8 protein-coding genes are annotated in these 14,773 nt (G+C 44.3%); 5 read left to right on the top strand and 3 right to left on the bottom strand.

From position 1 onward, the window contains the following. Position 1 precedes the first annotated feature (1 nt). The 4 genes from EP57_RS05165 (at position 2) to EP57_RS05150 (ending at position 3,405) form a co-directional block, all read left to right on the top strand. A complete protein-coding gene (locus EP57_RS05165; RefSeq protein ID WP_036084780.1) occupies positions 2-1,096 on the top strand; it encodes an ABC-2 transporter permease in 1,095 nt (364 codons plus the stop codon). Between the two features lie 70 nt (positions 1,097-1,166). Beyond that, on the top strand, positions 1,167-1,826 hold the full coding sequence (locus tag EP57_RS05160) for a DUF1129 domain-containing protein (protein ID WP_036084778.1): 660 nt from the start codon (positions 1,167-1,169) through the stop codon (positions 1,824-1,826). Between the two features lie 81 nt (positions 1,827-1,907). After that, the gene (locus EP57_RS05155; protein ID WP_036084777.1) at positions 1,908-2,516 is read left to right on the top strand and encodes an NUDIX hydrolase; all 609 of its coding nucleotides are present in this window, start codon (positions 1,908-1,910) and stop codon (positions 2,514-2,516) included. A 160-nt stretch (positions 2,517-2,676) separates the two neighbouring features. Continuing rightward, positions 2,677-3,405, top strand: a complete 729-nt coding sequence (locus tag EP57_RS05150; protein WP_036084775.1) for a MurR/RpiR family transcriptional regulator — start codon at positions 2,677-2,679, stop codon at positions 3,403-3,405. A gap of 46 nt (positions 3,406-3,451) precedes the next feature. Here EP57_RS05150 and EP57_RS05145 read toward each other — a convergent pair whose 3' ends face one another. From EP57_RS05145 to EP57_RS05135, 3 genes are all read right to left on the bottom strand, one after another. Continuing rightward, entirely contained in the window at positions 3,452-4,330 is an 879-nt protein-coding gene (locus tag EP57_RS05145) for an ROK family protein (RefSeq protein WP_277619744.1), read from the bottom strand. 13 nt (positions 4,331-4,343) lie between these two features. Next, complete coding sequence (locus EP57_RS05140) at positions 4,344-5,705, bottom strand: PTS sugar transporter subunit IIC (RefSeq protein WP_036084773.1); 1,362 nt, start codon at positions 5,703-5,705, stop codon at positions 4,344-4,346. A 399-nt stretch (positions 5,706-6,104) separates the two neighbouring features. Next, positions 6,105-7,550 (bottom strand): glycoside hydrolase family 1 protein, encoded by a 1,446-nt coding sequence (locus EP57_RS05135; protein WP_036084771.1) that lies wholly within the window; start codon positions 7,548-7,550, stop codon positions 6,105-6,107. Positions 7,551-8,221: 671 nt separating this feature from the next. Between EP57_RS05135 and EP57_RS05130 the strand changes: the two genes are divergently transcribed. Beyond that, positions 8,222-14,761, top strand: a complete 6,540-nt coding sequence (locus EP57_RS05130; RefSeq protein WP_077916790.1) for a DNRLRE domain-containing protein — start codon at positions 8,222-8,224, stop codon at positions 14,759-14,761. Positions 14,762-14,773: the final 12 nt, after the last annotated feature.

Here is a 14,773-nt window from a genome sequence, read left to right as displayed (position 1 = left end):
CATGCGAGAAAAGGGGCTTTGGTATAAGGAATGGCGCGGAATTCGCTGGATGGTTCCGTGTGTTCTTTTAGCGTTTTTGTTGGCTTTTATGGTTGGGTTTGTGAATGAGGCGAATAGTTGGAAGGAAAATAATGCGCATTATCATTCGGCGGAGTTTCTAGAGTCGCAGAAGGTGGATGCGGATTTTGCGATGACGGATAAGGAGATTAAGGATGATTTGACGGTGCGCTATTTGGCGCATGAGACGAAACTAGCGCACGAGGATCAGTATACATATTTCTTTCTAGGTTTTACGGTAGGAGTTCCATTTACACTGACTTTGATTTTTTCGGTGGTTTTTGGGGCTTGTTTGGTGATTTTGGAGCGCTATACGCGAGGGGATCATTTTACGGCGCTGTTGCCATATTCGAAAAAGGCGATTTTTGGTGTGAAGGTGTTGCTCGGGGTTATTGTGATTACGGTGGGCTATTTTGTGAGTTTAGGGCTTGGTTTGCTGTACTTCACAACGCATGTCCCAGCGGAGTTCATTGATTTCGACTTGCAAAAATTATGGATGGATATTTTGGGTTCGTGGCTGGCGTATTTGATTCTGTTTTTAGTACCGATTGTGGCGGGGTATTTGAGTGGAACGGCGCTTGGCGGGATTTTGTTGACGATTGGTGCGTTTTTGTTGCCGAGTGTGGTTTTGCAGTTTTCGATGAATGTGCATCAGCATGTATATGATGGGAAGACGGGGCAACTTAGTTATTGGAGTGATTATTTCCGCGTGTTTGAGCCGTTTGGGTTTGTTCGACCGGCTTATGTGCCGCTAGTTTTGCAAGTGGTGGTTTTGTGTGGGTTGGTTTTGATTGGTTTGTGGGCAGTTGTGCGGGAGTCGTTGGAGACGAATGGGCGGTTGTTTGTTTATCCGAAAATGCGAGTTTGGATGTTAGTTATTGGTAGTTCGATTGTTGGGATGTTGGTGGCGAATATGATTCAAACGTTTGCAAAATTGTCTGATTCGCTGGGATTCTTGTTGTTTATCGCGATTTTTATTGTGATCATGGGGATTTGTGTTTGGAATGGGGCGCGATTTATTTTTGGAAAGCGTTTGTAAATTTATGCTTCTTCTCGGTGCTAACTTAGGTTATAATGGAGTTAAGTAAGTGTGAGGGAGGATTTTATCGGTGACAACAGAAGTAGAAACAGTGAAGCCGCAAATTGACGAGATGAAGTCGGATTTGACGAAGCGTAATTTGCAATATGTACAAGAAGTTGAGAAGCATCTTCGTGAGTTGGGACAGTACGGTGAGGAACAGCAGGCGAATATGATTTATGAAATGACGGAGAAAATACTTGAGAATCAGAAACAAGGTGTGACAGCTCGGAAATTATTCGATGTGACGCCTACAGAATATGTAAAAGCTTTGACAGTGAAGGCTGCGCCAGTTGGTGAAACGGCTGGTAAGTGGTGGATCGCGTTAGATGGCGGTTTGCTCGTACTTGGTGCGATGATGCTAATTAGTGGTGTGAGCGCGATTTTCCAAGGGCAAACGCTTGGCTTGGCAGTGTTGTTCGTGACATTCCTTGTCGGTGGTGCGGCCATGATGGTATTGCGTAAGTACGCTGGTGCTATGCGCCAAGGCGAAAAGGGTGGAACGTGGAAGTATCTTGTGATAGCGATGGTTGTTATTCTGGTTTGGATGACGATTATGACGGTTGTGCAAGTGATTGTTCCGGCAAGCTGGAATTACGAAATGGATCCATATCCAATGGTTATTGTGGGTGCATTGCTTCTAGTATTACGTTTCTACTTGAAGAAAAAGAAAAATATCCCGAATTTGTAAGGGAATTGGATGCTGTTCTGTGATGGACAGCATCTTTTGTTAGGTGCGGATGGTTTTTAGAAATAGAAGGAGGAACTTAGAATGGTGGAAAAACTGAAGATTTTCAATGTGGAGCATCAGCAAATTGGGACGGCGAGCCGCGACGATGTGCATCATAAGGGTTTGTGGCACGAAACATTTCATTGTTGGTTTGTTTCGGAGGATTTGACGGAGATTTTTATTCAATATCGCAGCGACAAGAAGAAGGACTTTGCGGGGCTTTATGATATAACGGCAGCGGGGCATTTGACGCAGGATGAGACGGTGCTGGACGGGATTCGTGAGGTAAAAGAGGAGTTAGGTGTGGCGGTTACTTTTGATGATTTGGTGTCGCTTGGCGTGATTGCCACGAGTTATGTGACGGCTGGCTTTGTGGATCGCGAGTTTTGCCATGTATTTTTGTATAAGTTTGCGGGAACTTTGGCCGATTTTGATTTGCAAGAGGAAGAAGTCGGCGGAATGGTGACGGCGAATTTGCAGGAATTTCGGGCTTTCTTTAAAGGGGAAGCGGATGCGTTGCGTGTTCGTGGATTTAAATTGGGCGTGGAAGAACCTGTGGATGAGATGGTTGGCATGCGCCAGTTTACGTTGGAAGAGAATAATTATTATGGGAAATTGATTGACGCGATGGAGCTTCGGGGAATATTATGAGTTTATTTCCCGGGAAATAATTCACCTTGACAATTTTGACGGATAATATTTAAACTGTTAAAAAACACGGAGTTAACGTATACTCAATTTATAGTATCTGTAGAAATGTTTGGTCGCAATGGTTGTATGGGCGAATATTTTTTGAAAGGATGAGTTGTGAATGTTTCCTTATGAAGTGGTGAGTAAGTTTACGGAGACGGAATTGCATTTATATCGATACATAATGGATAATCCTGAAAAGGTAATGTATATGCGGGTGCGGGAGTTGGCGGATGAGACGCATGTGTCGGCGGCTTCGATTGTGAGGTTTACGAGGAAACTGGGGTATGACGGATTTTCGGAGTTTAAGGTGCAGCTGAAACAGGCTTCTAAGGAAAAGGGCAAGAAGAAGACGGCGGATACGATTGAGGTTTTGGAGGAGTTTTTTGAACGGACGTTGCGTCGGGATTATGATGAGATTCTGGATAAGGCTGTGGATGTGATTGATGATGCGCAGCTGGTCGTGTTTGTGGGAATTGGGACGTCGGGTATTTTAGCGGAGTATGGGTCGCGCTTTTTTTCGAATTTGCAGAAGCGGACGTTTTATATTAAGGACCCGTTTTATCCGAACGCGGCGCAGCAATTTGATAATGCGGTGATGGTTATTTTGTCGGTTTCGGGTGAGACGCCGCAGGTCATTATCCAGGCGCAGAACATGAAACAGTATGGTAGCAAGATCATTAGTATTACAAACTCAAGCAAAAATACGTTGGCGGGCTTGTCGGATATTAATATTCCGTATTATGTCACGCAGGAAATGATTCATGAGACGAATATTACGACGCAGATTCCGGTTTTGTTCTTGCTGGAAGCGATGGCGAAGAAGACGTACAATAGACATCAAATATGAAAACAAGGCGGAAAGCTCCGATTCAGGAATTTTTCCGCCTTGTTTTTTATATTTTAGTTAGTAATAGGTGATGATATGCTGCGCCTAGAAGGCCGGCTTGGTTTTTGTGGGAGACGAGTTCGAGTTCGGTATCGCGAAGGCCGAAGAAGGCCATGTGATGTTTGAGCTCGTCTAGGAAGGTTGGTCGATCTGTGATACCGCCGCCGATGAAGATATGGCTTGGATCGAAGCAGTAAATCAGATTGTACAAACCGCTACAAAGACCTGTGTAGAAGTCGTGAATCAATTTTTCAGCGATAGGGTCATGATTGTCGTACGCCGCAAAAATTTCTTCGCCTGTGACTTCCTGAAGCGCCTTGCCGGTATGTGCCGCGTATTGGCGACGCAAAACGAGCATGGTTGTTGTTTGGTTCATTGTGTAGCTGCCGGGTTCGAAACTGCCTGGACGGTCGCTAAAAAGGTAGCCGAATTCGCCAGCGCGGAATTTAGAGCCGCTGTACAGCTTGCCGTCGATGAAAATGCCGCCGCCGATGCCTGTTCCGACGGTCATACATAGAAAATTATCTAGGTCTTGTGCGCCGCCGACCCATTTTTCGCAAAGGGCAACGCAGTTCGCGTCGTTTTCTACAGTGACGGGAAGACCTGTTTTTTCTTCTAGGTATTCGCGAAGTGGAAAGTTATCGAAAGCGCGGATGGCACCGCCCATCGTGATGAAGCCAGTTTTTGGGTTGATGTAGCCGGGCGCGCTGATTGCAATGCCCGCTACATCATGTTTTTTCGTATAATCTGAAATTCCTGCTAATATTAGTTCGCCATCAAAATCAGGAATTGTCATTTTTTCATGTTGGATAATGGTGCCTTCGCTTGAAACGAGTCCCATTTTTAAGGTTGTTCCACCAATATCAAATGCTGCCAGGTTTTTCAAATTTTTTCAACTCCTATTTTTCAGTAGCTACTGCTGATTCTGTTGCGTTTGCGTCCATTTGCGCGTCACTTGCGGCTACTTTATTAGATACAAGAACGAACGGTAGGTAACACAAGGTTGCAACGGCTAGACAAAGCAGACCGACAAGTAATGCGAGCCAATTTCCTCCGGTACCAAGGAACGGAATTAGTGGACCTGGTGTTGTCCAAGGTACTTGATAGGCCACTGGCGGAATGATTTTGAAGTGAATGAAGAAGTAACCAATTAATGTGTTGATCGCTGGAACAAAGATGAACGGAATAACCATAATCGGATTCAGCACGATTGGAAGACCGAAAATAACCGGTTCATTGATGTTGAAAAGACCTGGTGCAATCGAAAGTTTCGCAATATCGCGGTGATCGGCACGTTTAGAAGCAATGAAAATCGCAATCAAAAGACCGAGCGTCATACCAGAACCACCATAGTTCGCAAAAGCGTCATTTAGACCTGCCCAAGTTGTTGGGTAAGGCGCGCCCCATGAAGAACCGTGTGCGGCTACGTAGTTTAAGTTTGCTAAGTTAGGCTCTGTGAAAATGGTGTCACGAATCGCAGCAATCGTATTTGGTCCGTGAATACCAAGAACCCATAGTAAGTTGGAAATAAAGCCAAGTAATAGTACAGAATAAATATTCGTACCCATGTCTTTTAGCGGTGATTGAATCACTGTATAAACAAGGTCATGCAAGCCATCTGGAGCGATTAAAGAAATCAAATAGTTCAAAACAGAGAACAAAATCATAACTAAGATAACTGGAATCAATACTTTAAAAGAACGAGAAACTGCTGGTGGAACTTGAGCTGGCATTTTGATTGTAAGTCTCGGCGCACGTGCAAGACGGCTGAAGACTTCCCCTGTAATAATACCAACGATTAGAGCTACGAAAAGACCTTGAGCCCCTAAGAATTTTGTAGTCATATATGCTTGGTTATCGACAACTAAGTAAGGCGTGTAGATGATGAAGAACGAGCCTATCGCTGTCAAACCACATAATAAATCATCTTGCTGGAAGAAAATTGCTAAATTACGTGCTACTAAAAATGTAATAAGAATGGCCATAATATTGGTTGAACCTTGTAGTACTGGCGCAAAAATCGCTTGAGCCTCCGCAAGATTCGGGAATATTTTACCCAAGAACAAGATTTTTGCGATAAATCCGTCTGGACTAAGTACCGCGAAGTTAATTAATAGGATGATAGAACCCGCCATAATTAATGGGAAAACTAAAATAAAAGCATCACGAATGGCAGCAATGTGCCGCTGTGAATTCAGCTTATTGGCAACCGGTACAAGCGCTTTCTCCATCCCATGTTCAAACTTTGTCATTAAACTCATTGTATAAACCCCTTTCTAAATTGAAAAGCCGAGCACGCCCGTTTAGCCCTGACAGAGCTTGGAGCAGGCGCAGTAAAAACCCTCTTTTGGTTTTTGCGGAGGCTGTGAAAGCTCCGAAGGGTTGGCGTGTGAGGCTGGATCCGAAGGCGCCAAACAAGACGCCAAATCCTTACATGCCCAAACACCCACTAACCTCCCAATCCCAAGTCATTCTAAGCTCACTGTCATAAGAACCACTAATGGATTACATACTCACTTCGTTCCTATGCATATTGAGGTTCTAATTCAGCAAAGTACGCTTCATAAGAACCACAACAAACCCAGCTTTGTTAACGCTTTCTCTTCAACCAAACCATATTCACCAGACATGCTTCAAACCATGCCTGGTGAACCCTATTTTTACTCGTTAATCAAATTTGCCCCATTTTCTTTAATCGTTTTTTGATACCAATAGAAACTATCTTTCTTATAGCGAGCTAATTCTTTCTCATCATTCTCATCACGGTCCACATAAACGAAACCGTAACGTTTCTGATAGCCGTTTAGCCAGCTTAGTAAGTCGGTGAACGACCATGTGCAGTAGCCTAGCATTTCCACGCCGTCTGTGATTGCTTCTTGAATGGCAATCGAGTGAGCGCGGATGTAGTCGATGCGGTACTCATCATGAATCTCGTTTCCTTCTTCTAATGTATCATATTCGCCAAGACCGTTCTCAGTAATAAGTATTGGTAAACGGTAACGGCTTGCGATACGGCGAAGGCCAACGCGTAAACCAGTTGGGTCAATGTCCCAATCCCAGTTTGTTTTTTCTAAATATGGATTATTAACGTGACGGTAAACACCAGGAAGTCCGCTTTCTTGTGTGGAACCTTTTTCACCGGTTGTGTTCATTTTACCAACGCCAACGCCATCTAGCGGGTTCGCCGCGTTTGTCATTGTGCGGTAGTAGTTCACGCCCATGAAGTCTGGTTTTCCTTTTTTAAGAAGTTCTGTGTCGCCTGGTTCTAAGTCCGGTGCGAAACCGTTGTCTTCTAGCCAGTTCCAGACAGCGATTGGATATTCGCCCCAAGTGTAGACGTCCATCCAAAGGTGCGCGTTGAATTCTTCGCTGTTGTCAGCTGCTAACGCGTTCTCTGGTTTGCCATCAATCGCATAGTTCGGACCATATGCAAAACTTGGACCGATTTTGCCGTCCATGCCTAGTTCGCGGAATTTCGCGATTGCTGAGGCGTTGGAAAGGTTAGCGATGTGGTTGGCTTGGAACATCCGCTTGTCGTCAGTAAGACCTGGCGGGTGAAGTGCCAATTTGTAGCCATGCGAGATGAAAACATTTTGTTCGTTCAAAGTTACCCAATATTTCACGCGGTCGCCATAGCGTTTGAAGCAAACTTCGGCATAATCGGTGAAATCTTGAATGATGCGACGAGATTCCCAACCGCCGTATTCGTCTTGAATGGCTTGCGGAATATCCCAGTGGTAAAGCGTGATAACAGGTGTAATGTTATGAGCTACCAATTCGTCAACAAGTGCGTCGTAGAAAGCTAAACCAGCTTCATTTACTTCACCATGACCTTTCGGGAAAATACGACTCCAAGCGATTGAGAAGCGATAAGCCTTCAATCCTTGTTCTGCCATTAGCGCAACGTCTTCTTTGAAGCGGTGATAATGATCGACTGCCACATCACCATTTGTTCCTTTAAAAGTTTTGCCGGGAATGCGAACAAATTCATCCCAAACTGATGGACCTTTACCTTCTGTGTCCCAAGCACCTTCGACTTGATATGCTGCGGACGCTGAACCCCAAAGGAAATCTTTTGGGAAAGGCTTTAATGTTTTGTGTTGCATAATGCACCTCCGAAAAATTAAAAACGCTGATTTTGTCTTCTTGTTTATAGTTTAAATGTAAACGGTTCCGAGGTGAATGTAAATATTATTTGGCGATTCGGGTTGATGTTTCAGTGGGTTGGAATATGTTTCAGGGGTGGAACGTGGTGTTTCATAGCGGGGAGCTTTGCTGAGTTAGAACCTCAATATGCATAGGAACGAAGTGAATATGTAATCCATTGGTGGTTCTTATGGCGGGGAGTTTAGAATGATTTGGGGTTGGGAGGTTGTTGGTGTTTGGGCATGTAAGGAATTGGCATCGTGTTTAGCGCCTCCGGATCCAGCTTCAAGAGCCAGCCCTTCGGAAACTTCACGCCCTCCGAAAAAGTCAAAAGAGGACTTTTCCTGCGGCCGCTCCAGTTTCTGTCAGGGCTAACGGGCTCTTTCAGCTTTTCAATTTGGGAGACTCCCCCTATTTACAAATCAAACGTATGTTCGTATAATGAATGGTAAGGAGGTGATATGAAGATTTTTACTGTGTGTAAATAGGTTTTTAGTGAATTGTGTATGAATATTGAGTTATTCGAAAAAAAGAATTGTTTTCCAATGTAAAATATGTTACTTTAAAAGTTGGTGAACGCTTTCACCTAAGGGAGAGCTAGAAAAAATACAAAAAACAGAGGAGTTTTTGCATGAAGATGTGGCTGAAAAAAGGGTTGTTAGTCTGGATGGTTATTGCTTTGGTAGTTTCGACTTTACCGGCATTTGAACCGCGGGCTGAGGAAGTCAAGGGAGATGTGTTTCCAACGCCGAAAACGACGGTGCAAGCGAAACCGGTTGAGTTGGTTGAGGAACGTACGGAGAATGAGATTGTTTATGATAATCAGAATGGGACATTTACGAAACAGATTTTCACGGAGCCTGTGAATGTGAAGGAAGATGGCGAGTGGGAACGGGTGTCGAACGATTTGGTGACGACGGAAGATAATGTTATCGAAGCGGAACGTACCGAAATTAAGGCAAGTTTTTTACCGAAGATGGAAGACGGGAAGTATAGCGTTTTTGGCGAGGGGAATGAAGCGATTGCGTTTCGTTTTGAATCTGCTGAGGGCGAGAAGGAACTGACTGCCGTAAAGGACGTGGAATCAAGCGTTGACGGTAATGAAGTGCGATTTAAAGATGTTTTGCCGAACACGGATTTGCGGAATTTGCATTTTAACACGTCTGTGAAGGAAGACATTGTTGTTAATGAATATAATGGATTTAATATGTATAATTTCCGATTGGACACGAAGTTGAAAGTGGAGCAGTTGGAGGATGGTTCGATTACGTTTACGAACCGTAAGGGCAAGGTAGTATTTGAACTGCCAAAACCGGTGATGTCGGACTCGAATGTGGATGAGAAGTCGGGTATTGCGGCGAGTTCGGATGCGGTGGAATTCAAATTGGAGGCTTTGACGAGTACGGCTTATGCGCTACAAGTGGTTGCTGACGCGGACTGGTTGAAGGCGGAAGATCGTGAATATCCGGTGTATATTGATCCGAGTGTGCAGTTGAAGAAAGTGACGGATGCTCATATTGCGAGTGCCTATCCGACGACGAATTATTCGGGAAGTAAGTTGTGGGACGCGGGACAAGGTGAGTATACGTTATCTGTTGGGCAATATGACGGCACGACAGGGATTAACTACGCGTACATTAAGCCGGATGTGTCATCTTTAGCGAAGGCATCGATTGAGTCGGCGACGTTTAAGGCGTATGCGACATGGCATTACTACCCATCTACACCGAACTTGGTGAAATTGGATGAGGTTAAGGGTGCGTGGACGCCGGGCGCGATTACGTGGAATAATAAACCGACAGCGACGAATATTGCGCAAACGAACGTTGGACGGGATCAGTGGGCTAGTTTTAACGTGAAGGATACGGTGCAGGCATGGGCGCAGGGCACGCGGGTGAACTATGGCTTCATGATGCACACGACGAACACGCAAGGTTTTTGGAAGAAGTTCACCGCGACGGAAACTGGCAAAAATGTGCCGTATTTGGAAGTGACGTATTCGTATGCGCAACCTGCCAAAGCGACGGTGAAAACGACATCGAATGGTCCGGGAACTGGCACGGGGTATATGGATTTGACGTGGAACGCGGTGCCGGGTGCGACGGGGTATCGACTGCTTATTTCGAATGGCTATAATTATGAGCATATACCTGTCGGAAACGTGACGACTTGGACATCGAAAGGGAAGAAGATTTTCCCTACGCAAGCAGAAATTGATGAGGGAGAATTTGAGTTTCATACCGATGGCAAGGGTGTGGAATTTGCGAATGATCCGCGAGAACTTTATGAAAATGGATATCAGGCCGGAAGTGGTTTTGGCTTGCGGAATCAACAAAAATATATCGTACGTGTTTTAGCGACATTCCCAGGCGGGGATAGCCCTGCGTCGGATATTACGGACGTATATATGCCAATCGAAACGCCGGAGACGCCAACTGGAAAAGCGTATGCGAATTTGGCGGGAAGTAATAGTGGCTATGTGCAAGTGAACTGGGCGCCTGTTGCAAACGCGGAAGGCTACTACGTCACAATGTTTGACGGAAAGAAAGATGTTCAATTTGATGTCGGAAATAAAACGAGTTGGACGACGCAAGGCAAAGGTTTATGGGCAACGCCAGCCGAGATTGCAGCAGGTGGCTGGGAGCTTCATACAGATGGAAAAGGCGCGGAATTAGCGCAAGACCCGTCGCCGGTATATAAGAACTCGGGCGGAACGCTAGGTCATTTGAAAACGTACGCTTTCCGAGTAAAAGCTTATACGAAGACGGGCAAACAAGCGGCTAGTGCCATTTCGGGTATTTACAAGCCAACGATTCCGCAAGTTGGTTCGCAACAAGGGATGGTGGATTATTGGACATCGATTCCTGTTATTGGCGGCGAAGTGAATGCGACGAATGGGAATTTCTTGTTTAGTGAGACGGATTTTGAATTAGAAGGACGCGGGCCAAGTATTAATATTAGCCGTACTTTTAATAGCCAGAATGATCAGGTTGGTCTTTTTGGGAAAGGTTGGACGAGTACGCTGGAAACGCGTGTGGCGGAGCAACCGAATGGTGATGTGATTTTGTTTGAATCGGATAACAAAACGCAGCTATTTACAAAAAATGACACGAAATATGAGGCGCCTGCTGGTGTTTATAGCGAGTTATCGAAGACTGCGAATGGCTTTTTGCTAGTGGAGCAGGACAAGTCGGAAGTGGCGTTTAATGCTGCGGGGCAGTTGTTGTCGGAGAAGGATCAGAACGGCAATACGTTAATGTACACGTATACTGGTGGTAAATTGACGAGCATGAAGGATGCGTCGGGTCGCACGGTGAGCTTTGGGTATGCGAGTGGCGGAGCGCAGATTACGAAGGTTTCAGGACCGGAAAATCGTGATGTGACGTTTAGCTATGATGCGCAGAAGCAGTTGACGATGTCGACAACGCCGCGCGGGAAGCAGTATCGTTATGGCTACACGGATGGCTTGTTGACGGCGATTTATGATCCGAAACATACGGATCAGAAGCCATACAAGACGGCTTATGAATATACGGATAAGAAACTTGTGAAAGTGACGGATCCGGTTGGAAAAGCGACGACGCTGAGCTATGCGCCTGAGAAGCGCGAGGCGACGCTTGTGAACGCGAAGGGTAAGAAGACGGTTTATACCTACAACCTGGCGGGAAACCCCGAGAAAGTGATTGTGGACGCGGATGGCTTGAAGTTAACTACGACGACGAGCTATGAGGCGAATAACCTGATCAAAGAAGTGAGTCCGAAAGGGCAAGAAGAGACGTATACGTATGACGCGGACGGGAATGTGACGTCGGTGACTGATCCTTATGGAACGGAGAAATACGCGTATAACGAGAATAATGATGTGATTTCTGCAACAGATACGGAGAATCGCGAAACAACGACAGCGTATAGTGGTGCTGACGCAGTATCGGAAACCATTCAGACGGAAGCCAATATGTCTTCTGTGACGCAATATGATGCTTACGGGAATCCGATAAGTGGCAGTGGTGATTTGTCAGCTGCTGGGAATCTATTGTTGAATAATGGTTTCGAAGGCGGCGAAACTCTCCCAAACTGGAAGATGCTTCAAAGCAACACGACGGGCGGTTTAAGTTTTGATAGTAGCGAAAAAGGACCTGGTAGTTTGGGTGGCAGTGGTGCTCTCAAAATTTCGAGTGAAGGAGCAAGTACGGAGAAAGGTTACACAGCAGCGACGCAATATGTGGATGTGGAACCGAATACGACGTACACGTTGAGCGCGACTATTAAAACGGCGAATATGACGAATTCAGATGCTTTCCTAATGGCACGTTTACAGACAGCAGCAAGTAAAGATGTTACGGATGGCAATGTGTGGAACTCGAACCGTGCGGCTACCATGCAAGGAAATCGTAACTGGTTGAAGCGCCAAATGACATTTACAACAACGAAAGAAACCAATAAAGTTTTGATATACCTTATGAGCGAGCAAATGGCTGGAGCAAAAGGAAAAGGCACAGTCTGGTATGATAACGTGCAACTTGAAAAAGGAAGTACTGCGTCGAGCTACAACCCACTTGTTAACAACAGCGTGGAGAATAGCACCGAACTAACAGCAGATGGCTGGGTGCGTGCCGGCAACACTAGTCTAACGGCGATGCGCATCACCGATACAGAAGCATTCAGCGGCGACAGTTCCGTCCAACATGAACGTAAAGCAACGACAGAAGAAAATGCTTTCCTAAGACAAACTGTCACTTTAAATCAAACAACCGCAAAAGCAGTAACGATTACCGGCATGTCCAAATCGGAGAACGCCAAAGCCAGCGGTACAAGCAAACTAAGCGATGACTACGCGTTATGGGCCGATGTCCGCTATACAGACGGTACAAATGAATACGTACGCGCACGATTCCCATTAGGAACCAACGATTGGAACCGAAGTGCAGTTGTTGTGAAACCAACGAAGCCAATCCAAACCATCCGCGTATCTACCATGTTCCAAAACAGCGCGACAGGAAAAGCTTGGTTTGACGACGTACGGATTCTAGACGGCGAAGTAATGACGAAAAACACCTACGATTCAAACGGCAATTACGTGGTCGCTTCCTACGATGAAGAAAACCGCAAAACAGCCTTCACATATGACGTCTACGGCAACAAGCTGACAGAAACCGATGAAAAAGGCAATACGAAGAAATTAGAGTACAACGCGGATAATCAACTGACAAAAACAACATTAGCGAACGGTACGGCGGTTGCTTATAAGTATGATGATAATGGAAATACCACAGAGAAATTCGTGACGGCAGACGGTAAAGAGCAGCAGAACAGTTACGCATACGATAGCGACAACAAAGTCACACAATTTACAGATGCATTAGGACGTAAAATCAGCTATGAGTATGATGCAAATGCGAATGAAACAAAGCTAACTAAGCCAAATGGTGATATTATTGAAAGTATTTACGACTCAGCCGATAGGGCATCAGGAATTAAGTGGAATGGGCAAACAGCATTTAATTTCCAATTCGATCCTAATGGTAATGTGACAAAAGTGACAGATTCAGTTAATGGTGTAGTTCGAGATAAGTCATATGATGATGCAGATAGAATCACCAAACAAGTAGAAAGAGGCGGTAGCACTTCCTGGGTGTATAAAGATAAGCCAAGCAAAGATAATAAAGGGAAGTCAGATAAAATTAGTGAGATAGCAACTACACATGGATCACATAACTATAAAGCTACTTATAGTTATAACAATATCAATCAAAATACAAGAGTAAACGATGGTACGCGTAATTACTATTTGGATTACGATGAATTTGGTAATGTGAGTAGCTTTATTACTGGAAACGGTGTCGGATCCACTTACAATTTTGACGCTACAAAAAAAATTACAGAAGTTCAAATTGGGACGAAAGATGGCAGCACTCTTTTCGAGGAGAGTTATACCTACGATGATGCTGGAAATCGCATTAGTATTGAAAATAAGAAGGACGGAAAAACGTCGTACTCCTATGATTCTATTAATCAGTTAACAAAAGAAACGTTAAGTGATGGAACTGTTAAAGCATATTCGTATGATGGCTTTGGTAACCGTACAAAAGTAATCGATTCTAACAAGACAGAAGATACCATAGCAAGCTATAATGAAGGTAATCAGCTGACTACATGGGATAATGATAAAATTACGTACGATACTAATGGTAATCGTCTAAGTGATGGTAAATACAGCTACACATGGAATATAGCAGATCAATTAACAGCTATCACTAGAAAAGGTGATAGTACACCATTTATCACCTATAAATATGACGATGACAATCGCCGTATTGAAAAAAATAATGAGGGTGAAGTTACAAAATATTATTACCATGGAGACAGTATCGAAGTTCTGTATGAGACTGATGGTACCGGAAATGTTTTAAGACAGTATGTTTATTCAGACAATAGAGTTCGACTAGCAATGAAGGTGGGTACTAAAACACTATTTTATCAATACAATGCACATGGTGATGTAATTGCGCTGACGGACGAGACAGGTACAGTTGTCGCAAGCTATAGTTACGATGCATGGGGAAATGTTTTGAGTTCCAATGAAAAAACAATAGAAGCAAAACAGAATACATTCGGTTTTGCTGGATATAAATACGATAAAGAGATTGGAATGTACTATCTTATTGCTAGATACTATGAGCCAGAGCAAGGTGTATTTATTTCTATTGATCCGGATCCAGGTTCAGAAGACAACCCAATTACAATGAATGGTTACAATTATGCAAATAACAACCCAGTTATGTATTTTGATGCAGATGGGCGTTTAGCTTGGGTCGCGGGTTTTTATTTTGTACCAGGTATAGGTCAAGTAGCAATGGTAGCGACTGCTGTTGGAGCCGGAATTTATGTAGGCTGGAAATATAAAAAGCAAATAAGGAGAGGGGCTAGCCGCGCATGGAAGAAAGTTAAAGGCTGGGGTCGATCGATTAGGAAGTTTGCGAAGGGTGGTAAGCAACGTATAGGAGATACAGCTTTTCAAGGTGTTTCGACTGAAACTTTGAAAGAATGGTATAAAAAGGCTAAAGGCCAAGAAAAGCTGAGGATTAAGAAGGAATTGAAAGCTAGGGAAGAAGCAAATGCTCGAAAAAGACAAGGTAATAAAAAAAGTAAAGGAAAGTCGAAAAAAAATTAGATGATTGGTAAG

The organism is Listeria booriae (assembly GCF_000766865.1).
Lineage (GTDB): Bacteria > Bacillota > Bacilli > Lactobacillales > Listeriaceae > Listeria_A > Listeria_A booriae.
Note: the sequence above shows the minus strand (reverse complement) of the source record. Positions and strands in the feature narration are given on the sequence as shown.

Bases quoted from the DNA above. Each gene is read 5' to 3' on its own strand.
- EP57_RS05165 (WP_036084780.1), top strand. From the start codon at position 2: ATGCGAGAAAAGGGGCTTTGGTATAAGGAATGGCGCGGAATTCGCTGG.
- EP57_RS05150 (WP_036084775.1), top strand. From the start codon at position 2,677: ATGTTTCCTTATGAAGTGGTGAGTAAGTTTACGGAGACGGAATTGCAT.
- EP57_RS05155 (WP_036084777.1), top strand. From the start codon at position 1,908: ATGGTGGAAAAACTGAAGATTTTCAATGTGGAGCATCAGCAAATTGGG.
- EP57_RS05130 (WP_077916790.1), top strand. From the start codon at position 8,222: ATGAAGATGTGGCTGAAAAAAGGGTTGTTAGTCTGGATGGTTATTGCT.
- EP57_RS05140 (WP_036084773.1), bottom strand. From the start codon at position 5,705: ATGAGTTTAATGACAAAGTTTGAACATGGGATGGAGAAAGCGCTTGTA.
- EP57_RS05135 (WP_036084771.1), bottom strand. From the start codon at position 7,550: ATGCAACACAAAACATTAAAGCCTTTCCCAAAAGATTTCCTTTGGGGT.